This is a genomic window from Cellulomonas sp. H30R-01 (assembly GCF_010119915.1).
GTDB lineage: Bacteria > Actinomycetota > Actinomycetes > Actinomycetales > Cellulomonadaceae > Cellulomonas > Cellulomonas algicola.
On record NZ_CP048210.1, the window covers coordinates 2,768,724 to 2,791,877 of the forward strand.

At 74.7% G+C, this 23,154-nt stretch carries 22 protein-coding genes; 11 read left to right on the forward strand and 11 right to left on the reverse strand.

Translation table 11 applies throughout. The features are described 5' to 3' along the window. Positions 1 to 99 precede the first annotated feature (99 nt). Both GXP71_RS12340 and GXP71_RS12345 read left to right on the forward strand, forming a co-directional pair. Complete coding sequence (locus tag GXP71_RS12340; RefSeq protein WP_162352882.1) at positions 100 to 588, forward strand: MarR family winged helix-turn-helix transcriptional regulator; 489 nt, start codon at positions 100 to 102, stop codon at positions 586 to 588. A 250-nt stretch (positions 589 to 838) separates the two neighbouring features. Next, positions 839 to 2,398, forward strand: coding sequence for an MFS transporter (locus tag GXP71_RS12345; RefSeq protein ID WP_162354332.1), 1,560 nt, complete (start codon positions 839 to 841; stop codon positions 2,396 to 2,398). Positions 2,399 to 2,474: 76 nt separating this feature from the next. Here the strand turns inward: GXP71_RS12345 and GXP71_RS12350 are convergent, their stop codons facing one another. The 3 genes from GXP71_RS12350 to msrB form a co-directional block, all read right to left on the reverse strand. Beyond that, positions 2,475 to 2,924: a MarR family winged helix-turn-helix transcriptional regulator gene (locus tag GXP71_RS12350; RefSeq protein ID WP_162352883.1), complete on the reverse strand. Its 450-nt coding sequence runs from the start codon at positions 2,922 to 2,924 to the stop codon at positions 2,475 to 2,477. A gap of 97 nt (positions 2,925 to 3,021) precedes the next feature. Then, entirely contained in the window at positions 3,022 to 3,816 is a 795-nt protein-coding gene (locus tag GXP71_RS12355; RefSeq protein WP_162352884.1) for an NERD domain-containing protein, read from the reverse strand. 111 nt (positions 3,817 to 3,927) lie between these two features. Then, the gene (msrB, locus tag GXP71_RS12360; protein WP_162352885.1) at positions 3,928 to 4,329 is read right to left on the reverse strand and encodes a peptide-methionine (R)-S-oxide reductase MsrB; all 402 of its coding nucleotides are present in this window, start codon (positions 4,327 to 4,329) and stop codon (positions 3,928 to 3,930) included. Between the two features lie 226 nt (positions 4,330 to 4,555). Here msrB and GXP71_RS12365 point away from each other — a divergent pair, with 226 nt between their 5' ends. The 4 genes from GXP71_RS12365 (at position 4,556) to GXP71_RS12380 (ending at position 8,629) form a co-directional block, all read left to right on the forward strand. Continuing rightward, entirely contained in the window at positions 4,556 to 6,661 is a 2,106-nt protein-coding gene (locus GXP71_RS12365) for a bifunctional diguanylate cyclase/phosphodiesterase (RefSeq protein ID WP_238402395.1), read from the forward strand. Positions 6,662 to 6,757: 96 nt separating this feature from the next. Beyond that, positions 6,758 to 7,456 (forward strand): TasA family protein, encoded by a 699-nt coding sequence (locus GXP71_RS12370; protein ID WP_162352886.1) that lies wholly within the window; start codon positions 6,758 to 6,760, stop codon positions 7,454 to 7,456. 59 nt (positions 7,457 to 7,515) lie between these two features. Further along, the gene (locus GXP71_RS12375; RefSeq protein WP_162354334.1) at positions 7,516 to 8,202 is read left to right on the forward strand and encodes a signal peptidase I; all 687 of its coding nucleotides are present in this window, start codon (positions 7,516 to 7,518) and stop codon (positions 8,200 to 8,202) included. Further along, positions 8,183 to 8,629 carry a hypothetical protein gene (locus GXP71_RS12380; protein WP_162352887.1) on the forward strand — a complete coding sequence of 149 codons (447 nt, stop codon included), beginning with the start codon at positions 8,183 to 8,185 and terminating at the stop codon, positions 8,627 to 8,629. Before GXP71_RS12375 ends, GXP71_RS12380 begins: the two co-directional genes overlap by 20 nt. On the opposite strand, the gene GXP71_RS12385 is transcribed toward GXP71_RS12380, so the two are convergent. The 6 genes from GXP71_RS12385 to GXP71_RS12410 form a co-directional block, all read right to left on the reverse strand. Further along, positions 8,630 to 10,030, reverse strand: coding sequence for an FAD-binding oxidoreductase (locus tag GXP71_RS12385; protein WP_162352888.1), 1,401 nt, complete (start codon positions 10,028 to 10,030; stop codon positions 8,630 to 8,632). A 182-nt stretch (positions 10,031 to 10,212) separates the two neighbouring features. Then, positions 10,213 to 11,994, reverse strand: coding sequence for a cell wall metabolism sensor histidine kinase WalK (locus GXP71_RS12390; protein WP_162352889.1), 1,782 nt, complete (start codon positions 11,992 to 11,994; stop codon positions 10,213 to 10,215). After that, complete coding sequence (locus GXP71_RS12395; RefSeq protein ID WP_124341884.1) at positions 11,991 to 12,386, reverse strand: response regulator; 396 nt, start codon at positions 12,384 to 12,386, stop codon at positions 11,991 to 11,993. The genes GXP71_RS12390 and GXP71_RS12395 overlap by 4 nt, the downstream gene beginning before the upstream one ends. Positions 12,387 to 12,465: 79 nt before the next feature. After that, positions 12,466 to 13,200: a PHP domain-containing protein gene (locus GXP71_RS12400; RefSeq protein WP_162352890.1), complete on the reverse strand. Its 735-nt coding sequence runs from the start codon at positions 13,198 to 13,200 to the stop codon at positions 12,466 to 12,468. Continuing rightward, positions 13,197 to 14,207: an ATP-grasp domain-containing protein gene (locus GXP71_RS12405; protein ID WP_162352891.1), complete on the reverse strand. Its 1,011-nt coding sequence runs from the start codon at positions 14,205 to 14,207 to the stop codon at positions 13,197 to 13,199. Before GXP71_RS12405 ends, GXP71_RS12400 begins: the two co-directional genes overlap by 4 nt. Further along, complete coding sequence (locus GXP71_RS12410; RefSeq protein WP_124341881.1) at positions 14,204 to 15,298, reverse strand: response regulator; 1,095 nt, start codon at positions 15,296 to 15,298, stop codon at positions 14,204 to 14,206. Before GXP71_RS12410 ends, GXP71_RS12405 begins: the two co-directional genes overlap by 4 nt. Positions 15,299 to 15,537: 239 nt before the next feature. Between GXP71_RS12410 and GXP71_RS12415 the strand changes: the two genes are divergently transcribed. Next, positions 15,538 to 16,716: an LLM class flavin-dependent oxidoreductase gene (locus GXP71_RS12415; protein WP_162352892.1), complete on the forward strand. Its 1,179-nt coding sequence runs from the start codon at positions 15,538 to 15,540 to the stop codon at positions 16,714 to 16,716. A 65-nt stretch (positions 16,717 to 16,781) separates the two neighbouring features. Continuing rightward, the gene (locus GXP71_RS12420) at positions 16,782 to 17,399 is read left to right on the forward strand and encodes an FMN reductase (protein ID WP_162352893.1); all 618 of its coding nucleotides are present in this window, start codon (positions 16,782 to 16,784) and stop codon (positions 17,397 to 17,399) included. Between the two features lie 255 nt (positions 17,400 to 17,654). On the opposite strand, the gene GXP71_RS12425 is transcribed toward GXP71_RS12420, so the two are convergent. Continuing rightward, the gene (locus tag GXP71_RS12425; protein WP_202924246.1) at positions 17,655 to 19,631 is read right to left on the reverse strand and encodes an ABC transporter ATP-binding protein; all 1,977 of its coding nucleotides are present in this window, start codon (positions 19,629 to 19,631) and stop codon (positions 17,655 to 17,657) included. 75 nt (positions 19,632 to 19,706) lie between these two features. Here GXP71_RS12425 and GXP71_RS12430 point away from each other — a divergent pair, with 75 nt between their 5' ends. Further along, complete coding sequence (locus tag GXP71_RS12430) at positions 19,707 to 20,282, forward strand: TetR/AcrR family transcriptional regulator (protein ID WP_162352894.1); 576 nt, start codon at positions 19,707 to 19,709, stop codon at positions 20,280 to 20,282. A gap of 131 nt (positions 20,283 to 20,413) precedes the next feature. Here the strand turns inward: GXP71_RS12430 and GXP71_RS12435 are convergent, their stop codons facing one another. After that, positions 20,414 to 20,689, reverse strand: a complete 276-nt coding sequence (locus tag GXP71_RS12435) for an adhesin (protein ID WP_162352895.1) — start codon at positions 20,687 to 20,689, stop codon at positions 20,414 to 20,416. A gap of 342 nt (positions 20,690 to 21,031) precedes the next feature. On the opposite strand from GXP71_RS12435, the gene GXP71_RS12440 reads away from it, so the two are divergent. Continuing rightward, positions 21,032 to 21,445, forward strand: coding sequence for a nitroreductase family deazaflavin-dependent oxidoreductase (locus tag GXP71_RS12440; protein ID WP_162352896.1), 414 nt, complete (start codon positions 21,032 to 21,034; stop codon positions 21,443 to 21,445). Positions 21,446 to 21,529: 84 nt separating this feature from the next. Further along, positions 21,530 to 23,149, forward strand: a complete 1,620-nt coding sequence (locus GXP71_RS12445; protein ID WP_162352897.1) for a threonine/serine exporter ThrE family protein — start codon at positions 21,530 to 21,532, stop codon at positions 23,147 to 23,149. Positions 23,150 to 23,154 lie beyond the last annotated feature (5 nt).

The window sequence follows — 23,154 nt, forward strand, 5'->3', positions numbered from 1 at the left end:
GGGGGCCTTCGTCGTCCCGGTCGACATCCCGCGGAATAAGTTGCCCCGCGCAAATGCTGTGCCCTACAGTCTTTGCGTGACGCAACCAAGGAGCACCCCATGACCGGCACCACCGACGCACCCGAGACACCCACGCGTCTCCTGCTGCGCGCCATGGAGGAGCTCACCCGGTCGCTGCGCGAGGCGTCGCACGTCATGTCGAAGCAGTTCCCCTGCTCGCGCGGCGAGGTCCCGCTCATCCGCCTGCTCGCCCGCCGCGGCGCGCTCGGCGTCGGCGAGATCGCGCACGCCATGCGCGTCGACGTCTCCGTCGTCAGCCGCCAGGTGAGCCACCTCGTCGACGAGGGCTGGGTCGAGCGGACCGTCGACCCCGACGACCGCCGCGCCCGCACGCTGCGGCTCACCGCCGACGGCGAGGCCCTCGCCGCGCGCATGCTCGACGTCCGCGACGGCGCCATGCAGGCCGTCTTCGGCGACTGGGCGCCCGACGACATCGACGACGCGGCGGCCGTCCTGCACCGCATCGCCGCCACGATCGACGCCGCCCGCCTGCGCGAGCAGGCGCCCGCGCTCGCCACCACCGGGTGACAAGCCCGCCGCGACCTCCGCGTCGCGGACCGGCCACGACCCGCACCACCCACCGACCTGCCGACGACGCCGGGTCCACCCCGCACGACCCGAGATCGACGAGAGCGAGACCATGACCGACCGCACCGCACCCTCCGCGCCCGTGGCGCCCGCCGAGGACGAGGCCACGCGCCTCGTCGAGACCTCGGCCGACGCCGCGGGCCTCCCCCTCGACCCCACCGCCGCGCCCGACTCGGCCGACGCCCCCCGCATGACGCACCGCGAGGTGCTCGAGTCGCTGTCCGGGATCCTCCTCGGCATGTTCGTCTCGATCCTCGCGACGAGCGTCGTGTCCTCCTCGCTGCCGCGGATCATCTCCGACCTCGAGGGCGAGCAGTCCGCGTTCACGTGGGTCGTCACGGCGACCCTGCTCACCACGACGATCACGACCCCGATCTGGGGCAAGCTCGCCGACCTCGTCGACCGCAAGCTGCTCATCCAGCTCGCGCTCGTCATCTCCGTCGTGTCGTCCGCGCTCGCGGGCCTCTCGCACACGACCGGCATGCTCATCGGCATGCGCGCCCTGCAGGGCATCGGCGCCGGCGGCCTGACCGCGCTCGGCACGGTCCTCATCGCCGACATCATCAGCCCGCGCGAGCGCGGCCGGTACATGGGCCTCATGGGCGGCGTCATGGGCATCGGCATGGTCGGCGGCCCGCTGCTCGGCGGCCTCATCACCGACGGCCCCGGCTGGCGCTGGAACTTCTTCGTCGGCCTGCCGTTCGCCGTCGCCGCGATCATCGTGCTCCAGCGCACGCTGCACCTGCCCCCGCTCACGCGCCGCCAGGTGAAGATCGACTACCTCGGCGCAGCGCTGCTGTCCGCCGGCATCGCGCTGCTCCTGCTGTGGGTCACCTTCGCGGGCGACTCCTTCGCGTGGGCCTCGTGGCAGACCGCCGCGATGGTCGGCGGCTCGATCGCGCTGCTCGCGCTCGCCGTGTGGGCGGAGTCCCGCGCCGCCGAGCCGATCATCCCGCTGCACCTGTTCAAGAACCGCACGCTGGTCCTGTCGGTCGTCGCCTCCGTCGCGGTCGGCATCGCGCTGTTCGGCACCTCGGTGTTCCTCAGCCAGTACATGCAGCTCGCGCGCGGCAAGACCCCGACCGAGTCGGGTCTGCTCACGATCCCCATGGTCGTCGGCGTGTTCGTCGCCTCGACGCTCTCGGGCCAGATCATCAGCCGCACGGGCCGCTACAAGGGCTTCATGGTCGCGGGCGCGACCGTCCTCACCGCGGGCCTCGTGCTCATGGGGACGATCCACTACGACACGAGCTTCACGCTCGTCGCGCTCTACATGGTGATCCTCGGCACCGGCGTCGGCATGCTCATGCAGAACCTCGTCCTCGCCGTGCAGAACACGCTCGACGTCCGCGAGGTCGGCTCCGGCACCTCGACGGTCGCGTTCTTCCGGACCCTCGGCGGCGCGATCGGCGTGTCCGCGCTCGGCGCCGTCCTGGCCAACCGGGTGGGCGACCTCATCGTCTCCGGCCTGAAGGGCATCGGGATCGACGCGTCGGCGCTCGGCGCGGGCGGCACCAGCACGCTGCCCAACCTGGCCACGCTGCCCGAGCCCGTGCGCGTCGTCGTCGAGCGGGCCTTCGGCGACGCGATCGCGGACCTGTTCCTCGTCGCCGCACCCGTGGCCCTGATCTCCCTGGTCGCGGTCCTGTTCCTCAAGGAGGTGCCGCTCGGCCGCAAGTCCGGCATCGAGCAGCGGCTCGAGCAGGACGCCGACGTCGAGGAGAGGAAGGCGCCCGTCACGGTCGCCTGACCTCACCGCACGCAGACGGACGCGCCGCCTCCCGGGAGTCCCGGGGGCGGCGCGTCCGTCTGCCGCGTGCGGTCGGTCAGTCGTGCTGGCGGATCGCCGCGAGCGCCGAGTTCAGCCGGTCGAGCTGCTCGGCGAGCGCGTCGACCTCCTCCGCGGTCCAGCCGTCGAGCGCGCGCAGCAGGAACTCGCGCCGGGCCGCGCGCGCGGACGACAGGCGGCGCTGACCCTCGTCGGTGAGGTCGAGCAGCTGGCCGCGGAAGTCCTCGGGGTCGGGGCGGCGCGAGACCAGCCCGATGGCGCCGAGCCGCGCGAGCTGGCGGGAGATCGTGCCGCGGCCGACGCCGATGTAGGTCGCGAGGTCGCTGGCCCGGACGCCGGGCGTCGCCTCGATGTGCCCGAGCAGCACGTACGCCGACGGCTCCAGGTCGGGGTGCACGTCGCGCGCGAGCGCCGCCGACGACGCGTGCGCCCGGCGCAGCAGCAGGCCGAGCTCTCGCTCGAGCCTCGCGAAGTTCTCCTCGACCACGCACCCATCCTCGCCCCACCAGGGGTACCCGGGCGGGCGAAATCGCTGGACAGCTGCCCGACACGCCGGACGGACTAGGTGCTGGCACCCAGACGGGTCAGCGTGACCAGGTCGTGCGCCTGCCCGCGATGGTCGCGATCGCGGCGGCGCGGTCGGCCCCGAGCCGCGGCGCCATGCGGCGGAAGATGCCCGGCACCTCGGTCCGCGGGACGACCAGCACGTCGTCCGTGCCGCCCGGCGACCGCACCTCGACGCGGCCCTGCACGACGAGCACCGCGCGGACGACGACGCCCGCGCACGCGGCCGCGAGCAGCGCGGTCTGGACGCGCGACGCCTCGAGCCGCGCGTCGCGCAGGTACGGGACCGGCTCGCCGTCGACGGTCATGAACCGGCCCTCGACGACGACCTCCGAGCCGGTGAGGTCGCGCTCCGAGACGGTGAGGATGCCGCCCGGTCCGACCAGCAGGTTCTGGAGCACCGAGCCCTGCCGGCCCACGGGCACGTCGTGCAGCACCTGCCAGCCCTCGTCGACGAGCCGGGACAGGCGCGTGCGCACCGAGCTGCCGCGCTCGCCGCGGTACGCGGGCAGCGACGGGGCGTCGGCGGAGACGGTGCCGAGCCACGCCTCGAGCGCGGCCTGGTCGAGCGCGTCGAGCGCGTCGGTCGCACTGGCCGGCACGGGCAGCACGAGCGCGCCGGTGTCGGTGCGCAGGTCGGCCCGCAGCCAGGCCTGCGCGGCCTTGCGGACGCCGTCCTCCAGCGCGGGGTGCTCGACGACGACCTCGCCGGACTGGAGGTCGACGGAACCGACGGGGGCGCCGGTCTCCTGCGTGACGAAAAGACGGTCGGCGCCGTAGCGGCGCCACCGTCTCACCGTCAGCAGCTCGTCCACGTCAGCATTATCGGCAGGAACGGGCCCGGACTTCAGGTGTGTCGACCATCCGGACGGCCCCCGTCGGGGTGATCCCCGATCGTCCCGCGACGGGGGCTTCGTGCCGCGCGGTCAGGCCTGCTGCTCGAACGTCAGGCTCACCGAGTTCATGCAGTAGCGGTCCCCCGTGGGGGTCTGCGGCGCGTCGTCGAAGACGTGCCCCAGGTGCGACCCGCAGCGCGCGCAGCGGACCTCGGTCCGCACCATGCCGAGGCTGCGGTCGACGAGCAGCTCGACGCGGTCCTCGGCGAGCGGCGAGAAGAAGCTCGGCCACCCGCAGTGCGAGTCGAACTTCGTCTCGGACCGGAACAGCTCGTTGCCGCACGCGCGACAGCGGTACACGCCGACCCGCTTCTCGTCGAGCAGCTCGCCCGTCCAGGCACGCTCGGTGCCTGCCTGGCGCAGCACCGCGAACTCCTGCGGCGCGAGCTCCGCGGCCCACTGCTCGTCGGTCTTCTCGACCTCGTAGCCCATCTCGTCCTCCTCGTGGGAACCGCGCGGTGCGGCGCCCGACCGGTGCAACACGGCAGGGCCGTCACCGGTTCCCGACGCGCCGAACGGGTCGCTGACCAGCGCGTCTCGCAGTTCCCCAGCACTTCGGTCTACCGTGCCCCGTAGCGCACGCTCCTCCCGCGCTGACCGAAAGCCGCCGAACCCGACCGACTCGCCCCCGGTCGTCCTTCCCGCCCGTGAGGTCCGCGTGCCCCGTACCCGTCGACCGTGGTCGCTGACGCGCTACTTCGCGGTCGTGAGCGTCGTCGCCATGACGGTCCTCGGGCTCGCGCTCGTCGTCGTGTCGGCGAACGTCATGGAGCGGCAGTCCACGCGGGACGGGATGGCGTCCGCGGAGTCCGTCCAGTCGTACGCGACCGGGCAGGTGCCGACCGACTCGTTCGTGCTGGCCACCGCGCTGACCCCCGAGCAGGACGCCGCGGTGCGCGCGGCCGTCGCCGGGTTCGCGGACAGCGTCGTCGAGGTCCGGCTGTGGGCGCAGGACGGGACCCTCATCTTCTCGACCGCCGACCGCACCACGAGCGGGTTCCCCGACGGCGACCGGCTCGACGCGACGATGCGCACCGGCGAGCCGGACGCGAAGGTCGTGACCGACGTCCGCGGCGACGAGGGCGAGGCGAGCGGCACCCAGACCGACGTCCTCGACGTCTACGTCCCGGTCACGGCCGGCGACACGCTCACCGCGGACGGGCAGGCGACGGACGCGGACGAGGTCGTCGGCGCGGCGGAGGTCATGCTCGACCACACCGGCTCGGCCGACGCGGTGGGCGACGCGGTCCGGACGGTCGGCATCGTGGTCGGCGTCGGGCTCGTGCTGCTGTGGGTCCTGCTGTTCCGCACGGTGCTCACGACGTCGCGCCGCCTGCAGGCGACCGCGCTGGAGAACGCCCGGCTCGCGCTGCTCGACTCGCTCACGGGGCTGCCCAACCGGCGCATGCTCGCGGACCGCATGCGCCGCACGATCGCCGAGGCGCAGCAGGACGGGACGCGCGTCGGGCTGATGATGCTCGACATCGACCACTTCAAGGACATCAACGACTCCCTCGGTCACGACCGGGGCGACGAGCTGCTCGAGCAGGTCGCGGAACGGCTGCGCGGGGCGCTGCGCGGGAACGACGTCGTCGCGCGGCTCGGCGGCGACGAGTTCGCGGTCCTGCTGCCCGACGTGCGGTCCGTGGAGAACGCCGAGCGGCTCGCACGGCGCGTGCGTGGGCTGTTCGCGACACCGTTCCCGCTGGGCGACCTGGCGCTGCACGTCGAGACGTCGGTCGGCGTCGCGTGCCTGCCGGAGCACGCGAGCGACGCGTCGTCCCTCATGCGGACCGCCGACGTCGCGATGTACGCCGCGAAGCACCGCCGCACGGGCGTCGCCGTCTACTCGCTCGACGAGGACGACTCCTCCCCCGCGCGCCTGGTCCTGCTGGGCGACCTGCACCGTGCGCTCGACGCGGCGAGCCCCGACTCGCACGAGCTCGAGATGCACTACCAGCCGAAGGTGGACCTCACGACGGGCCGCACCGTCGGCCTCGAGGCGCTCATGCGCTGGCGGCACGAGACGCGCGGCCTGCTGGCGCCCGCGGCGTTCATCCCGCTCGCCGAGCAGTCGGGCCTGATCCACGACGTCACGCGGTACGCGCTCACGGCGTGCGTCCGCCAGCTCGCGCAGTGGTCGCAGGACGGCCGCAGCACGCCGGTCGCGGTCAACCTGTCGGCGCACGACGTGGCGTCGACCGACGTCGTCGACCTCATCGAGCGGCTGCTCGAGGAGCACGCGGTGCCCGCCGAGCTGCTCGAGGTCGAGATCACCGAGACCGCGCTCGTCGCGGACCGGTCGCGCGTCGTGCCGGTGCTCGAGCGTCTCGGCGAGCTCGGGGTGCGGGTCGCGATCGACGACTTCGGCATCGGCAACACGTCGATCTCGCAGCTGCGCGACCTGCCGGTCGACGAGCTGAAGATCGACCGGCTGTTCGTCGCGGACCTGCAGGCCGGGGGCCGGGAGGGCTCGGAGGTCGTGGTCCGCGCGATGGTGGACCTCGCGCACTCGTTCGGGCTGCGCGTGGTCGCGGAGGGCGTCGAGGACGAGCACACCGCCGAGATCCTCGCGCGGCTGGGCGTCGACCAGGCGCAGGGCTTCCTCTACTCGCGCGCCGTCCCGCCCGCCGACCTCACGTTCGGCACGCTCGTCCCGACGCCGCGGCGGGGGGCCGACGAGTCGACGCGACCTGCGGGTTCACGTCCGGGCGGGCGTCGCCGCCCCCGGACGGCGCAGACCACACGTCACTCGAACGAGTGAATCTCACCCGGATGCCTCAACCCGCGCCACCCGTTTGCCGATGGTGATTCGTCCGACCCGTACCTGCCTGCGCACGATGCCCGAGGAGTGCCCCCGATGATGGACGACCTGCTCCAGGAGATGATCGACCCCGCCCCGCCGCAGCGGGACAGGCCCCGACGTCGCCGGATGTGGACCACGGTCGGCATCGTCGGGCTCGCGGTCGTCGGTGCGACGTCGCTCACGACGTCGGCGCTGTTCAGCGACACCGACTCGACGAGCGCCGAGATCTCGACCGGCACCGTGGACCTCGCGGTCGGCGCGACGTCGTTCGCCCTGCCGCCCGGCGGCATGGCGCCCGGCGACACCGTCTACACGCCCGTGACCGTCAGCAACGACGGCTCGCTGCAGCTGCGGTACGCGATCGAGTACCGGGCCGAGACCCTCGCGACGGGCCCGGCGCCCGCACCGACGCTCGCCGACGGTGCGACGCCGCAGTCGCTCGGCACCGTCGTGCAGCTCGCGATCTTCGAGACCGGTCAGTGCGACGCGGCCGGCGTGGCAGGCGCCCGGCAGCTCGGCTCCGTGGACGGCGCGAGCACCCCGCTCGCGACGGACTTCACCGCGATCGTCGGCAGCGCCGCGACCGGCCCGGACACCGACGACCGCGACCTCGGCGCCGGCACGGACGAGACGCTGTGCGTCCGCGTCCACCTGCCGATCGGGGCCGACAACAGCTACCAGGACACGGCGCTCGCGCTCTCCCTGCGCATGCAGGCCGAGCAGGTCGCGAACAACGGCACGTCCTCCTCCTGAGGTCCCGTGCGATGAGGTTCCGCAGGCGCACCCCCGGTGCGCCGGCCGTCGACCGACGGATGCCGAGCGTGCCCGCACGCACCAGGACCGCGCGCGCCCCGCGCCCGGCCTGGCGCCGCGTGCTGTCCGCCGCGCTCTGGACCGTCGTCGCGGTGTGCGGGGCCGCGTACGCCGCGTCGCTGCTGGTGCCGCTCTGGTACCAGGTCAACGACGAGCGGCTGCTCATCGTCACGTCCGGGTCGATGGCGCCGAAGTTCGAGGCCGGTGACGCCGTGGTCCTGCAGGCGATCACGCAGGAGTCCGACCTCAAGGTCGGCCAGGTCGTGTCGTTCTGGCCCGTCGGGTCGCAGCAGCTCGTGACGCACCGGATCGTCGCGCTCCGGCACCTGCCCGAGCTCACGGACGACCCCGTGACGGGCGAGCGCGTGCCGAGGATCGGCGCCGACGGGACCCCGGTCACGAAGCCGTACGTGTTCACCAAGGGCGACGCGAACGCCGAGGCGGACCCGAACGCGATCCCCATCACGCGCGTCCGCGGCGTCGTGCTCGACGTGCACCGCGGGTGGGGCTGGGTCCTGCAGTGGTCGACGTCCGCGACCGGCCGCGCCGTGATGCTCGTGCCGCCGCTGCTGTCGCTCGCGACGCTCGAGCTCCTGGCCGTCACCGACGGCCGACGCGAGCGCCGGGCCGCCGCCGCGAGCGCCCAGGCCGACGCGAGGAGGTTCGATGACCTCCTCCTCGACTGAGGCGACCGTGCCGGCCGGCCGGCACCCGTTCCTCGCGGCGGACCGCGGTTCGTGGGTGCGCCTGGCCGTGGTGCTCGCGTTCGCGGCGGCCGCGCTGGTCGCACCCTTCGTCGGGTCGACGCAGGCGCAGTTCACCGACCACGCGACGGTCGAGATCCGCTACCAGGTGGGCCCGACGACGACCCCCACCCCGACGCCGGACCCGTCGACCGACCCGACCGCCGACCCGTCGGCCGGCACCTCGGCCGACCCCGTGCAGCAGGCCGGCGCCGGCACGGAAGGCCCGGCCGCGGCCTCCCGCACGGTCCCGGGCCGCACACCCCGGCTCTCCCCCGACGCCGCCCGTCCGGGCGCACCCGCCGACGGACCGGACGCCCCGCGCGCGCCGTCCGGTCCGTGGTCGACGCGCGGGGACGCCCGCGACTGATCAGGCCGCGCGCACCCCGCGCGCCGCGAGCAGCACGCCCGCCGGGTCGTACGTGCGGGCCAGCGTGCGCAGGCGGCGCGCGACGAGCGGGGTGAACACCCGGTCCGCCCACGCCGTTCCGGCCGCGTCGGTGAAGTTCGGCAGGCCGCCGTCGGTGACCCAGGGGCCCAGCCCCTGCGCGACGCGCGCGGCGTCGCGCGTCACGACCTGCGCGATCTCGGGGACCAGGAGGCCGACCGCGAAGACGCTGTACGCGGCGTCGCGGTGCGCGTAGGCGCACGGGTCGCCCGTGCGGACGCGGCCGCCGAGCTGGCGGACCTCGACCACGGCGAGCGACGAGTCGACGCCCGGACCGGCGAGCTCGAGCAGCCGGTCGGCACCGTCGACGCCGAAGCCGTGCAGCAGGTGGTGCGACTCGTGCAGCGGCAGCGGGTCGACCGGGTCGGCGTGGATCGCGCCGAGCGCGGCGTACGGCATGACGCCGACCGTGTCGAGGACGGGTGCGGCGACCGCGCGGAGCGCGCGGATCATCTCCTCGCCGACCGCCGGGTCGCCGGTCCAGGCGAAGCGCACGTGCAGCGTCACCTGACCGCGCAGCGGCGCGGGGAACGGGTCCATGTCGGGCAGACGCATCACCGCGGCGGACGTGGTGCCCTCCTCGGGCAGCAGCTCGCACCACCGGCCCCACGTGCGCAGGACCGCGGCGACGTCGGGCTCGGCGAACCACAGACCGCCGCCGTACAGCTCGGGCAGCTCGACGAGGTCGATCTCGACCGCGGTGACGATCCCCAGGGTGCCCTTGCCGCCGCGCAGTCCCCAGAACAGGTCGGGGTGCTCGTCGGGCGTGACGCGGCGCAGCACGCCGTCCCCCGTGACGACCTCGAACGCGCGCACGGTGTCCGACGACAGCCCGTGCGAGCGGGCGATCGGCCCGAGGCCGCCGCCCGTGAGCAGACCCACGACCCCGACGTCGGGCGAGGACCCGCACAGGGCCGCGAGCCCGTACGGCGCGGTCGCCTCGAGCACCCGCTCCCAGCGGACGCCCGCACCCACGCGCGCCCAGCGCTCCTCGGGGTGGACCGTGAGCTCGTCGAGCGCGGCGGTGTGCACGAGGACCGCGTCACGCATCTCCTCGGTCGCGCCGTGGCCGGTGCTCTGCACGCCGACCTGCACGCCGAACGCGGCGGCGATGCGCAGCGTGGCGCTCACGTCCGCCGCGCCCGTGGCCTCGACCACGGCGAGCGGGCTCACGCGGCGCGTGAGGTTCGAGGTCGCGGTGAGGCGCGCGTAGCCGTCGGTGCCGGGCAGGTGCACGGCGGGGACGGCGTCGCGCAGCGCGCGGACGGCGGCGGCGCCGGTCGGGCGGGGGTCCGTCCCGAGGGCGGGGCTGACGAACGACATGGGTGATCCTTCGGGTCCGGCACGGGGTTCCGTGCGCTGTCACGAGGGCGCCGCGTCGGGCGCACGGGCAGAAGGAATCCCGGGCAGGTGTCCAGATACATCTCGTTCCTCCGGTGCCGGCGCTCGCCGGGCCGGGCAGGCAGGGCGCGCGTGGCCGGCGGAGGAGGCGGTCGGGTCTCGGCTCAGGCGCGCGCGTCGGGCGGCGGGGCCGCCGGGAGCGTCACGACGAACGTCGTCCCCTCGCCCAGCGTGCTGTCGATGTCGAGCAGCCCGCCGTGCGCGTCGACCACGGCCCGCGCGATCGCGAGCCCCAGCCCGACGCCGGGGATCGCGCGGCGCGTCGCGGACGTCGCGCGGAAGAACCGGGTCGTCAGGCGGCTGAGCTCGTCGGGCGCGATGCCGATGCCCGTGTCGCGCACCGACAGGGCCGCGCCGCCGTCGGGTGTCGGCCCCACCTCGAGGTGCACGTCGCCGCCCGCGGGCGTGAACTTCACGGCGTTGGAGACGAGGTTGTCGACGACCTGCGAGAGCCGGCCCGGGTCGGCGGTCACCGGGGCGGGCGCGATGGTCGTCGTGAGGCGCACGCCCGCCTGCTCGGCGACCGGGCCGAGGGACGCGACCGAGCCCGTCACGACGTCGGCGAGGTCGATGCCGCGCGGCGAGATCGCGAACGTGCCCGCGTCGACCTGCGCCGTCAGCAGCAGGTCGCCGACCAGACGGAGCTGGCGGCGCGCGTTGCGCTCGATCACCGTGAGGTAGCTGCGCTGCTCCTCGGTGAGCTCGTCGGTGCCGTCGAGCAGCAGCTCGAGGTACCCGAGCACGGACGTCAGCGGGGTGCGCAGCTCGTGGCTCACCAGGCTGACGAACTCGTCCTTGAGCCGCGACGCCTCGCGCTCGGCCGTGACGTCGGTCGCGACGACGACGTACCCGGCGATGCTGCCGTCGACGTCGAGCCGTCGGGTCACCGCGAGCTTGACCGTCACGTCGGTCCCGTCGCGGCGGCGGTACGTGGCGTCGCGCGACGCGCGCCCGTCGTCCCCGGCCGTCACGATCGACTCGAGCAGCCGCGCGGCGACCGAGCCGGGCGCGCGCGGCTGGTTGCCCGTCGGCTCGACGACGTCGGCGTACAGGTCCGTGATACGCCTCTTGCCGACGACCTCGCCCTGACCGAACCCGAGCAGCCGCTCGGCACCCGCGTTGAAGACGCGGATCATCCCGGTCGCGTCGGTCGCGATGATCGCCTGCTCGGTCGCGGAGTCGATGATCGAGACGAGCTCGTCGCGCGCGGCGCGGCGGGCGTCGGCCACGCGGGCGAGCTCGAACGCGTCGGCGCGCATGCGCTCGACCATCTCCTGCTCGCGGTCGCGCATGACGGACACGGCCTCGGTGCGCGCGCGCAGCCGCTCGGTCACCTCGTGCGCGGTGACGGCGACGACCAGCGCCACGAGCGACACGAACAGGCCGCGGACCAGCACGAGCGTCCCGAAGTCGGCGTTCGGGTCGAGCAGCGGCGGCAGCAGGATGACGAGGTTGACCCCGATGGTCGAGATGATCGGGCCGCGCCACCCGCGCTGCGCGGCGAGCGCGAGCACGGGCAGGAAGATCATCACGGTGTACATCGAGCCGACGCCGCCCGTGCCGGCGCGCAGGAACGCGACGCAGACCATCTGCATGATCGGCAGCAGGTCCTGCGTCCACTCGGGCTCGTCGCGCCAGTGCACGAGTCGCGCGACGACCGCGAGCAGCACCGCGACCGCGGCCGACACCCACACGGCCCACGGCACGGTCACGGGGATCGACGGGATCCACAGCGTCAGCACCGCGACGAGGTACACGCCGAGGAACGGCAGCTGGCGCTCGACGACGTTCGCGTCGTCGCCCAGGCGCGACGCGATCTTCGTCAGGAACCGCGAGCCGCCGCCCGCGGGCACGGGCGGGATCGCGGCGCGGTAGGAGGACGTCATCGCGCCCTGTCCGGCAGCGCCTGCTCGAGGGCCGCGCGCACGCTCTCCCCGACGAACGGCTTCGGCAGCGTCGCCTCGACGTCCGGGTAGTCGTGCGCGTCGAGCACCGAGGTGACGACGACCGGCAGGCCGGGACGGAGCCGGTGCAGCTCCTCGACGAGCTCCCAGCCGCCCATGCCGGGCAGGCGCAGGTCGACGAACGCGACGTCGACGTCGAGCTGCCGCTCGTCGGCGAGCGCGGCCTCCGCCGACGGCGCCTCGAGCACCTCGCAGCCCGCGCGGCGCAGGTGGGTCGCGAGCAGCGCGCGCTCGTCGGGCTCGTCGTCGACGACCAGCACGCGGGTGCCCGCGCCCGGCTCGGTGGGTCGCACGGTCGTGTCGTCGTCGGTCATGCGTCCAGCCTGCCCGTCCGCGGCCTCGCACCGCAGCACATCGGGCGCGTCGCGGCCCGGCACGTCGCGCGTCCGGTGGTCACGCGCCCTCCCGGACGGCCTCGCGCAGCCACGCGTACCGGCCGACGTCGTCCGCGACGTGCGCGTCGGTCGACGCGACGAGCGCGACGCCCGCGTCCGCCCACCGGGCCCGCACGCGCGGTCCGGGGCAGCGCCACTTCTCGTTGACCTCGACCGGCGTGCCGGTCGCGACCGCGACGGCGGCGAGCTCGTCGAGCAGGTCGTCGGGGACGTCGTCCTCGGTGAGGCCGATCTTCGGCAGCAGGGACAGCGGGTGCGCGAGCTGCGCGCGGCCGGCGCGTCGCACGGCCCGGACGGTGGCGCTGACGAGCGTCTCGACCGCGCCCTCGCGCGTCAGCGCCCCGGACGCGAGGTGCTCGACGACGACGCGCGGGCTCCACGGCCCGTCGGGCCCGGGGTACTGGTGGTCGGCGAGCAGCACCCGGTCGGCACCGTCGGGCCCGCCGAGCGTCGCGAGCACCTCGGGCGGTGCGTCGATCCCGCCGTCGGCGTCCAGGATCTTCGCCTCGACGCCCGTGAGGACGCGCAGGCCGTCGACGGCCGGCAGACCGCGCACGACCGCGAGGAAGTCGGGCACGTACGTGGTCGAGACGCGCACGTGGTCGACCATCCGCACCGTGTCGAGCCCCGCGGCCCGGGCGGCGGCGAGGTTCTCGGCGGGCGTGCTCACCGCGTCGTCCGAGAACGCGGAGTGCACGTGGTGGTCGCCGCGCAGCGACGGGCCGCCCGTCATGCGCCGGGGGTGTCGGCGCCGGTCGGCACGGGCGCGGCGTCAGGTGCCGCGAGCACCTCGTCGACCGGCAGGAACACGTCCTCGAGGTAGCGGACGTTGGCGATCTCGGCGAAGTCGACGCGCTCCGGGACCGGCCGGCCGAGCACGGCGTCGAGCGTGAGCGACGGCATGTCGACGCCCGCGGCGATGGTCAGCGGCATCGCGCCCGGGAACCGCGGGTTGACCTCGAGCAGCGCGGGCGTGCCGTCGGCGTCGCGCTTGAGCTGGACGTTCGCGACGCTCGTGAGCCCGACCGCGCGCGCGACGGCCGACGCGGTCGCGACGAGCTCGTCGTCGCGCACGGTCACCCCCGCGACCGCGACGCCCGAGTCGACGCGCAGGCGGGCGCGCGGGACGGCGGCGATCACCTGCCCGTCGGGCCCGGCGAGGACGTCGACCGAGTACTCGTCGCCGGGCAGCATCTCCTGCACCAGCAGGTCCTCCTCGGCGTGCACGGCGTCGAGCTCGGCGGCCGTGAACACCGTCCGGACCCCGCGCGACCCGGCGCCGCGCCGCGGCTTGACGATGACCGGGAAGTCCCAGCCCGACGTGGCCTCGGGCGTCCCGACGAGCTCGGTGCGCGGCACGCGGACGGTGCGCGCGCAGGCCCGCGCGAGCGCGAGCTTGTCGAGGCACGTCTCGATGGTGTCGAGCGTGGGCGACGCGAGCAGCGTGCCGTCGGCGGCGAGGTCGTCGCGCGCGGCGGCCAGCCGCGGCAGCTCGACGTCGACGGTCGGGTAGAGCACGTCGATCCCGTCCTCGCGGCACATCGCGCGCACGACGTCGACGAACTCGGGTGCACGACCCGCCGGGACGAGGCGGCGCCGGTCCGGCGGGACGAGGTAGATCGCGCTGGCCCACCGGTCCATGTCGGCGGCGTACACCTCGACGTCGTCGCGCGCCTGCAGCGAGCGGATCACCGCGACGCCCGCGGGGCCGCCCGCCCCCGTGACGAGGACCCTGGTCATCGCGTGCCTCCCGTGTCGTCGTGCGCCAGCGGCGCGGGCTCGTGCGCCGCGGCCGCAGCGATGCCGCCGCCGCGCCCGGAGCCGGAGATCATCGCCGCGACCCGCACCGTCTCGAGCGGCTCGGCGTACCGGCCCGTGCCGAACCTCGACCAGTACCGCGCGGTCGCGCGCACGAGCTCGGGCTCCATGTAGTCGCGGTGCGCCTGCGACTCGAACGCCGCGAGCATCTGCAGCTTCGTCTCGACGAACCCGTCGACGGGCACGAACGTGTCGGGCTGGAAGTCGACCGTCGACGACGGGCTCTGGAAGCACGCGAGCGACGGGACGCGCCGCGCGGCGACCTGCACGGCCTGGTGCACCGCGCGGTGGTCCTGGTGCCGGTCGTGCACCGAGTGCGTGTAGACGATCGTCGGCGACACCTCGGCGATCATCTGCTCGATCGTCGTGATGAGCCCGCCCGCGGGGTCGAGCCGGGTGTCCTCGAAGTCGTGCAGGTAGAGCCGCGCGCCGATGACGGCGGACGCCGCGAGCGCCTCGTGCCGCCGTGCGTTGATCTCGCCGCCGATCGCGCCGCCCGACAGCGTGAGGACCACGACGGTGTCGCCCGCGGCCCGGTGCGACGCGAGCGTCGCGCCGACGCCGATCTCGACGTCGTCGGGGTGCGCGCCGACGGCCAGCACGGTCTCGGTCGGCCCGGCGGCGTCGCGGCGGCTGCGTCCCTCGGCCGCGAGCGCGCGCACCTTCTCGACGAGGATCGCGGCGCCGACGGGCTTGACGAGGAACTCGTCCGCGTCACGGCGCAGCGCCTCGACGGCGTAGTCGACGCTCGCGAACGCGGTCATGACCGCGACCGGCACGCCGGGAGCGCGTGAGCGCAGCTCGCCGAGCAGCTCGAGCCCGCTCATGCCGGGCATCTGGATGTCCGTCAGGACGACGTCGAACGTCTGCTGCGCGACCTCGGCGAGCGCCGACATCGGGTCGTGCACGACGGTGGCCGACATGCCACCGCGACGTTCCAGGACAGTCCGGACGAATTGGGCGGTGTCGACGTCGTCCTCGACGACGAGCACCTTCACCTGGTCGTCGGCCACGCTGGTCGGCCCTCCCCACCCCTGACTGCCTTCCGGTGACCACCGTAACCGCGGAGTCGCGCGGAAGCCCTTCGGGCCCTCCCGTCGGCGCGGCGCGGCGCCCCCGCTGTCGTGCGCCGGACGGGCACGGCACCCTGGGAATAGGTCGCGCGGCCCGTGGGTTGAGCGGGTCGATACATGCAAACGCATGAACCTCCGGGACGGGTTCCCGGATCGAGGCAGCAGGAACGAGGCGCACCATGCAGTTCGGGATCTTCAGCGTCGGGGACGTCACCACCGACCCGACCACCGGGCACACGCCGGACGACACCGAGCGCGTGCGGAACATGCTCACGATCGCCGAGCACGCGGACCAGGCCGGCCTCGACGTCTTCGCGACCGGCGAGCACCACAACCCGCCGTTCGTCCCGTCGTCGCCCACGACGATGCTCGGCTACCTCGCGGGGCGCACCACGAACATCGTGCTGTCGACCGCGACCACCCTCATCACGACCAACGACCCCGTCCGCCTGGCCGAGGAGTACGCGATGCTCCAGGTCATCTCCGACGGCCGCATGGACCTCATGCTCGGCCGCGGCAACACCGGCCCCGTCTACCCGTGGTTCGGCCAGGACATCCGCCAGGGCATCCCGCTCGCGATCGAGAACTACGCGCTGCTGCGCAAGCTGTGGACCGAGGACGTCGTCGACTGGTCCGGCAAGTTCCGCACCCCGCTGCAGGGCTTCACCTCGACCCCGCGCCCGCTCGACGGCGTCGCGCCGTTCGTGTGGCACGCGTCGATCCGCTCCCCCGAGATCGCCGAGCAGGCCGCGTACTACGGCGACGGCTTCCTGCACAACGCGATCTTCTGGCCCATGGAGCACACCGCGCAGATGGTGAACTTCTACCGCCAGCGCTTCGAGCACTACGGGCACGGCCAGGCCGACCAGGCGATCGTCGGGCTCGGCGGACAGGTCTTCGTCCGCAAGGACTCGCAGAAGGCGTGGGACGAGTTCCGCCCCTACTTCGACGTCGCCCCCGTCTACGGCCACGGGCCGTCGATGGAGGAGTTCACGCGCGACACCCCGCTGACCGTCGGGTCGCCGCAGCAGGTCATCGACCGGTACGGGAAGTTCTTCGAGCAGGTCGGGCACTACCAGCGGCAGATGTTCCTCGTCGACCACGCCGGCCTCCCGCTCAAGACCGTCCTGGAGCAGATCGACCTCCTCGCCGAGGAGATCGTGCCCGTGCTGCGCCGCGAGGCCGAGGCCGTCCGCCCCGCGCACGTCCCGTCGAACCCGCCGTCGCACGCCGAGCGCGTCGCCGCGGCACGCGCCGCCGGCACGCTGCCCGCCGCCGCGGCGACCGCCGCCGCCGACCGCTGGACCGGCCGGACCGCGGAGGACGACGTGGAAGCAGCGGACGCCGTCGCGCGTTGAGCCTGCTGGACTCCTCGCAGCACCCCTCGCAGCACCTCACGCACACGTACAGGAAGAAGGACACGATGAGCGACCGCTCGATCGTCGTCGTCTCGGCCGGGCTGTCCCAGCCCTCCTCGACGCGTCTGCTGGCCGACCGGCTGGCCGACGCGACCGTGGCCGAGCTCGCCCAGCGCGGCATCGCCGCGCAGGTCGAGACCGTGGAGCTCCGGGACCTCGCCCACGAGATCGTCAACATGACCCTCACCGGGTTCGCGTCCGGGACGCTGCGCGAGGTTCTCGACAAGGTCGACCGGGCCGACGGCCTCATCGCCGTGTCGCCCGTGTTCTCCGCGTCGTACTCCGGGCTGTTCAAGTCCTTCGTCGACGTGCTCGACAAGGACGCGCTCGTCGGGCGGCCCGTGCTGCTCGGCGCGACGGGCGGCACCGCCCGGCACTCGCTCGCGCTCGAGTACGCGCTGCGGCCGCTGTTCGCCTACCTGCGGGCCGACGTCGTGCCGACCGGCGTGTTCGCCGCCACCGACGACTGGGGCGACGACGGCAGCGAGCGGGTCAACCCGCTGCCCGACCGCATCCGCCGCGCCGGCCGCCAGCTGGCCGAGGAGGTCGCGGACCGCGAGCCGTCGGCGCCCGCGGGCCTGTACGACGCGGTCCCGTCCTTCGAGGACCTCCTGGGCGGCTGACGCCCGGCCCCACCGGCCGCGTCCCCTCTGCGCCGCCGAGTTCGTCACGTCGCGCCCAGTGCGTCAGCTGCCACTGACGAGCTCGGCACGGACCAGCGAGCTCGGCGGCGCTGCGCGTGGGGCGAGGCGCGGGTGGTGGGTCAGGCGGGGTGCCGATCCGGGGGCAGGCGGGGTGCCGATCGGGGGGCAGGCGGGGTGCCGATCGGGGGGCAGGCGGGTTGCCGATCGGGGGTCAGGCGGGGTGCCGATCGGGGGTCAGACGGGGGTGCGGGCCGGGAGCTCGACGCCGATGCGGAGGGCCTCGACCAGGTCGCGGTAGAGGTCGTCGGTCGCCAGCAGGTCGGTGTGCGTCCCGCGCGCGCGGACGCGGCCGTCCTCCATGACGAGGATCGTGTCCGCGTCGACGACCGTCGACAGCCGGTGCGCGACGGTCACGACCGCGCCCGTCTCTGCCGCCGCCCGGATGCAGTCGTGCACCGCGGCCTCCGTCAGGCCGTCGACCTGGGCCGTCGCCTCGTCGAGCAGCAGCACGTCGGGCGAACGCAGCAGCGCGCGGGCCAGCGCGATCCGCTGACGCTGCCCGCCCGAGACCGACGTCGACGACAGCGACGTGTCGAGCCCGTCGGGCAGGCCGTCGAACGCGCCGTCGAGCCGGACGGCCCGCAGCACGCGGTCGAGCGCCTCCTCGGACGCGTCGGGCGCGCTGAACAGCAGGTTGTCGCGGATCGTGCCCGGCACGATCGGGGTCTCCTGCTCGACGTACGCGAACCGTGCGCGCAGCGCGTCGTGGCCGACCTCCGCGAACGGGACGCCGTCGAGCAGCAGCGTCCCGTCCTGCGGCTCGAGGAACCGCAGCAGCAGCGAGAAGATCGTCGTCTTGCCCGCCCCCGACGGGCCCACCAGGGCGGTGTGACCGCGCCGCGGGATCGCGAACGACACGTCACGGACCGCCGGCGGTGCGTCGGGCCCGTACGCGGCGGTCACGCCGCGCAGCTCGACGACCGGCAGCGCCGCGCCGGGCACCGCGCCCGGCTCCGGACGCGGGTCGGCCTCGCGTCGGGCCTCCGGTCCTGCGACGTCCGGCCCGCCCGGTTCCGGCGCCGCGCCTGCCCTGTCCGGCGCCACCTCGCCGTCGCGCCCGCTCGCCCGGCCACCCGCGCGTGCGTGCGTCGCAGCGACGGCAGGCGGCTCCTCGGTCTCCATCGCGGTCACCTCGCGGATGCGCGCGGCCGCGGCGATGCCGGACTGGAGCTGCGTGAAGCTCTGCGTGAGCTCGGTGATCGGGCCGACGATGTTGAACGCGTAGAGCAGGAAAGCGACGAGGCTCGACACCGCGAGCAGCCCCTCGGACACACGCCACGCGCCGAGGCCCAGGATGACGACGATCGCGAGCTGGATGCCGCCCCACGACACCGTCCACGCCACGGCGGTCGTGCGGACGGCCCGGATCGCGTGGTCACGGGCTCCCTGCGCGTCGACGAGGATCTTGTCGCCCTGGCGCCGCTCGGCCCGGCTCGACTTCACGGTGCGGACCGCGCGCAGCGTGCCCTCGAGCGTCCCGCCGAGGCGGCCCATCGACTCCTGCGCCGCCTGCTGCGCGGCCCCGATGCCCGGCAGCAGGAGGGCCATCACGGCGCCGACGACGACGATCGCCGCGATGGTCGTGCCGAGCAGCACCAGGTCGAGCACGGCCATGAGGACGAGCGTCCCGATCAGCGAGACCGTCCCGTTGACGAGGCTCACGAGGCTCGACGACGCGGCCTCGCGCAGCAGCACGGTGTCGGACGTGGTCCGCGTGACGAGCTCGCCGACGGGCCGGCGCGTGATCGCCGGGACGGTCGCGCGCAGGAAGTGGTCGACGAGCGAGCGGCGTGCGTCGTAGACGATCCGCTCGGCGACGGTCCCCATGAGGATCCACTGCGCGAGCCCGACCGCGGAGCCGACGACGAGCAGGGCGAGGAGCACGCCGACGGGTGCCGCGAGGTCGCCCGACGCGGTGAGCGAGTCGAGGACCCACTTGGTGACCATCGGGGTCGCGAGGCCCATGGCGGTCGCCGCGAGCCCCAGGACGAGCCCGAGGGACAGCGAGCGCGCGTGCGGGCGGGCGAACGAGACGAGGATGCGCAGCCGCTCGCCGCGCGGCAGCTCGGGCTCGGCGGGGGCGGCCGTGTCGCCCGGAGCCGGGTGGGTGGTGTCCGGGGTCTCGGTGGAGGGTGCGGTCGTCGGCGGCATGGGCCCAGTGGAACACTGGTGTTCCATCGCGGTCAACACTGATTCCACTGTGGAACACGGTGCTACTGTCCGATCGTGAGCACGGACATCGCGACCGGGGCACGCGCCCGCACCCGACGCGCCATCGTCGACGCCGCGATCCGCACCCTCGCGCAGGACGCGGGTGCGAGCCTCGGCCAGATCGCCGACGCCGCCGACGTCGGCCGCACGACGCTCCACCGCTACTTCCCCGAGCGCGGCGACCTACTCGCCGCCGTCACCGAGGAGGCCGGCACGCGGCTCGCCGCCGTCGCGGACCGCGCGCGGCTCGACGACGGGCCCGGCCTCGACGCGATCCTGCGCGCGTGCCAGGAGTGCCTGCGCCTCGGCGACCTCCTGACGCTCGTCTTCACGGGCCTCGTGCCGCTCGAGCAGTGCGACCCGGCCGACGGCTTCACGCACGCGCTCGACGCCGCCTGCACGCGCGGACTCGCGGACGGGTCGCTCGACACCCGGCTCACCGCCGCGTGGGTGCAGACCACGGTGTGGGCGTCGCTCTACGCCGCGTGGAGCGAGCTCGCGCAGGGCAGCGCCGGTCCGCACGACGTCGTGACGCAGCTCCTGCTCACGGTCGGCAAGGGTCTCGCGGCACCCGGCGCACCAGCGCGCTGACAGCCCACGTCGGCCCCCGGACACGGGAACGGCGGGGCGGGAGTGACGCCTCCCGCCCCGCCGCCGGGGACGCCGCCCCGCTCAGCGAGCGGGGACGGTCCAGGGCCGCGGCCTCACCGCGGCTCCCGGGTTCACTGCGGCGAGAGCGTGAAGCTCGAGCCGCTCGCCGTCGGCTCCACGTCCAGACGCTGCGCGGACAACGTGTGCGCAGCGCGCTGGTCGACGTAGACGCGGGCACCCGCGTCGGACACCACGTCGTCTCCGGGCACGGGCGCGGCGACGAGCGCGAGCTCGAAACCTCCCGCGTCCTGCTCGGCGATGCGCAGCCCGCCCGTCTCGTCGGGCAGGCCCGCCCGCTCCGTGAGGGTCCGGACGGCGGTGCAGGCGTTCTCGGTCAGGGTGAGCACAGGCGGCTCCTCTCGTGCCGGGGAACACCACCCCGTCACCGACAGGCCCGGGGGCCGGCCGACGCCGGGGCAGCGCTTGCGGACCCCTCCACCGTGGGCGGACCGCGCGACGGCAGGCAAGTCGAGGTCCGCCCAGCGAGACCGTTCGCGACACGCCGGGCCCCCCGGTCGCGTCGTCCCGCGCACCCTCCTAAGTTGCGCACCCGCCGCCTCGAACGCCGCCGCGGCGGCGGTCCGGGGGCAGGTGTCGCGCGGTCCGTCCGACGCCGGTCGACGAGCGCCGCGGACGACGGCCGCGGACCCCGGGTGCCCCGCCGCTGAAGCGTCGGTACGGTCCACCCCATGCCCATCCCGCACTGGATCACCCGCGTCAACCGGGTCGTCGCCAACCCGGTGATGGGGCTCTTCTCCGACCGTGTCCCACCGCTCGCGACGCTGCACCACGTCGGCCGCTCGTCGGGCCGCCGCTACCGGACCCCCGTCATGGCGTTCCGGACGCCGCGCGGCGTCGTCGTCGCGCTCACCTACGGTCCCGACGTGCAGTGGCTGCACAACATCGACGCCGCCGGCGGGGCGCGGCTCGTCCGGGCCGGGCACGTCCTCGTGCTCGACGACCCCGTCCGCCTGCGCGGCGACGCGGGTACCCGCCTGGTGCCCGCGCCCGTCCGCGCCGCGCTGCGCGTGCTGCACGTCGACGAGTTCGTCGAGCTCGCCGTCGTCGGGACCGCGACCGGGACCGCCCACCGGGACGCCTGACCGGTCCCTCCGTACGATCCGAGGAGGACCGGCACGATGGGACCAGCCCGGCAGGACGGCCTGGGCGCACGCGCGGGAGGCAGCATGCGCGACGAGGGGGCACAGCCGCCTGCGACGCCCCCGACGGGGACGACGGCCGCCTACCCGCCGCCGACCTCCGCCACGGGGACGCCCGCCGTCCGCGGACCGGCGACGTCCCCGGCAGCCGCACGGTCCGTCCGGGCGCGCTCGACGTCGACCGGCGCGCCCCCCGTCGTGCGCGGGCCGTCGACGTCTCTCGGAGGCACCCCCGTCGCCGTCGCCCCCGCGACGGCACCGACGGGTGCACCCGTCGTCGTCCCACCGGCGGCCGTCGCGCGCCGCCGGACGCTCGCCGCCCGGCTCCGGCGCGCGGCGCACGCGCTCACCGAGCCCGCCGCGCCGCACGCGCCGCCCGAGCCCGTCGAGCCGCCCGAGGTGCCGCCCGACCTCGTCCCGCTGCTGCGCGAGCTGGGCGCCGCGCTGCTGTCGTCGGGGCAGTCGGTCGTCGACACCGAGCGCCAGATCGGCGAGGTCGCGGCCGCGTACGGCGCCGACCACGTGCGCACGATCGTGCTGCCGACCGGCGTGTTCGTCCAGGTCGAGACGACCCGCGGGACGTTGAGCGACTTCACCGGGCCGGGCGCGAGCGGCACGCTGCCGCTGCACCAGATCGGCGACGTCGACCGGCTCGTGCGCGACCTCGTGCGCGGTGACGCCGACCTCGCCGGTGCCCGCGCGCGGCTGCGCGAGATCCTGGCGACGCCCGCGCGGTTCGGCCCGCTGCTCGTCGTGCTCGGCCACGCGCTGCTCACCGTCGGGTTCGGCCTGATCCTCTACCCGAGCGCCGCGACGCTCCCGGTGTTCCTCGTGCTCGGCGCGGTCGTCGGGGTCCTCCGGCTGCTCGGCGGGCGCTGGCCCACGCTCGGCGCGGCCCTGCCGGTCGCGGCGTCGTTCCTCGTCACGGTCGTCACGATCACGCTCGTGTCGCCCGCGCTCGGCGGCGACCCCGTGCGGATCCTCGCACCGCCGCTCGTGAGCTTCCTGCCGGGTGCGGTGCTCACGGTCGCCGCGATCGAGCTGACGTCGAACCAGGTCGTCGCGGGCGCGAGCCGCTTCGTGTTCGGCGGCGCGCAGCTGCTGCTGCTCGCGTTCGGCGTCGTCGCCGCGGTGAGCGTCGCGGGCCCGTTCGCGACCGAGACGCGGCTGGACCCGCTCGGCGCGTGGACGCCCTGGCTCGGCGTGCTGTGCGTCGCCGTCGGGCACCGGTTCTTCTCGTCGCCGCCGCGCGGCACGTTCTGGTGGCTGCTGCTCGCGCTCTACGCGGCCTACACCGCGCAGGCCGTCGGGGGTCTCGTGCTCAACCCGCAGCTGTCGGGCTTCGTCGGCGGGCTGGTCGTCGTCCCCGTCTCGCAGGCGATCCAGCGCGCCCGCACCGGTCCACCCGCGGTCGTCACGATGCTCCCCGCGTTCTGGCTGCTCGTGCCCGGTGCGCTCGGGTTCCGAGGCGTCTCCGAGCTCGCCACCGGCTACTCGTTCGGGATCTCCGACCTGATCGACACGGTCCTGGCGCTGTTCTCGATCGCGCTCGGGGTGCTCGTCGGGACCGCCGCCACGCGCGACGCCCGGCGCGTGACCCGCACGGTCGTCGAGGCCGTCGCCCCCGTGGTCCACCGCGACCGCTGAACGCG

Bases quoted from the DNA above. Each gene is read 5' to 3' on its own strand.
- GXP71_RS12385 (WP_162352888.1), bottom strand. From the start codon at position 10,030: ATGTCGTTCGTCAGCCCCGCCCTCGGGACGGACCCCCGCCCGACCGGC.
- GXP71_RS12405 (WP_162352891.1), bottom strand. From the start codon at position 14,207: ATGACCAGGGTCCTCGTCACGGGGGCGGGCGGCCCCGCGGGCGTCGCG.
- GXP71_RS12370 (WP_162352886.1), top strand. From the start codon at position 6,758: ATGATGGACGACCTGCTCCAGGAGATGATCGACCCCGCCCCGCCGCAG.
- msrB (WP_162352885.1), bottom strand. From the start codon at position 4,329: ATGGGCTACGAGGTCGAGAAGACCGACGAGCAGTGGGCCGCGGAGCTC.
- GXP71_RS12345 (WP_162354332.1), top strand. From the start codon at position 839: ATGACGCACCGCGAGGTGCTCGAGTCGCTGTCCGGGATCCTCCTCGGC.
- GXP71_RS12420 (WP_162352893.1), top strand. From the start codon at position 16,782: ATGAGCGACCGCTCGATCGTCGTCGTCTCGGCCGGGCTGTCCCAGCCC.
- GXP71_RS12440 (WP_162352896.1), top strand. From the start codon at position 21,032: ATGCCCATCCCGCACTGGATCACCCGCGTCAACCGGGTCGTCGCCAAC.
- GXP71_RS12415 (WP_162352892.1), top strand. From the start codon at position 15,538: ATGCAGTTCGGGATCTTCAGCGTCGGGGACGTCACCACCGACCCGACC.
- GXP71_RS12380 (WP_162352887.1), top strand. From the start codon at position 8,183: ATGACCTCCTCCTCGACTGAGGCGACCGTGCCGGCCGGCCGGCACCCG.
- GXP71_RS12390 (WP_162352889.1), bottom strand. From the start codon at position 11,994: ATGACGTCCTCCTACCGCGCCGCGATCCCGCCCGTGCCCGCGGGCGGC.
- GXP71_RS12400 (WP_162352890.1), bottom strand. From the start codon at position 13,200: ATGACGGGCGGCCCGTCGCTGCGCGGCGACCACCACGTGCACTCCGCG.
- GXP71_RS12445 (WP_162352897.1), top strand. From the start codon at position 21,530: ATGCGCGACGAGGGGGCACAGCCGCCTGCGACGCCCCCGACGGGGACG.
- GXP71_RS12340 (WP_162352882.1), top strand. From the start codon at position 100: ATGACCGGCACCACCGACGCACCCGAGACACCCACGCGTCTCCTGCTG.
- GXP71_RS12425 (WP_202924246.1), bottom strand. From the start codon at position 19,631: ATGCCGCCGACGACCGCACCCTCCACCGAGACCCCGGACACCACCCAC.
- GXP71_RS12375 (WP_162354334.1), top strand. From the start codon at position 7,516: ATGCCGAGCGTGCCCGCACGCACCAGGACCGCGCGCGCCCCGCGCCCG.
- GXP71_RS12395 (WP_124341884.1), bottom strand. From the start codon at position 12,386: ATGACCGACGACGACACGACCGTGCGACCCACCGAGCCGGGCGCGGGC.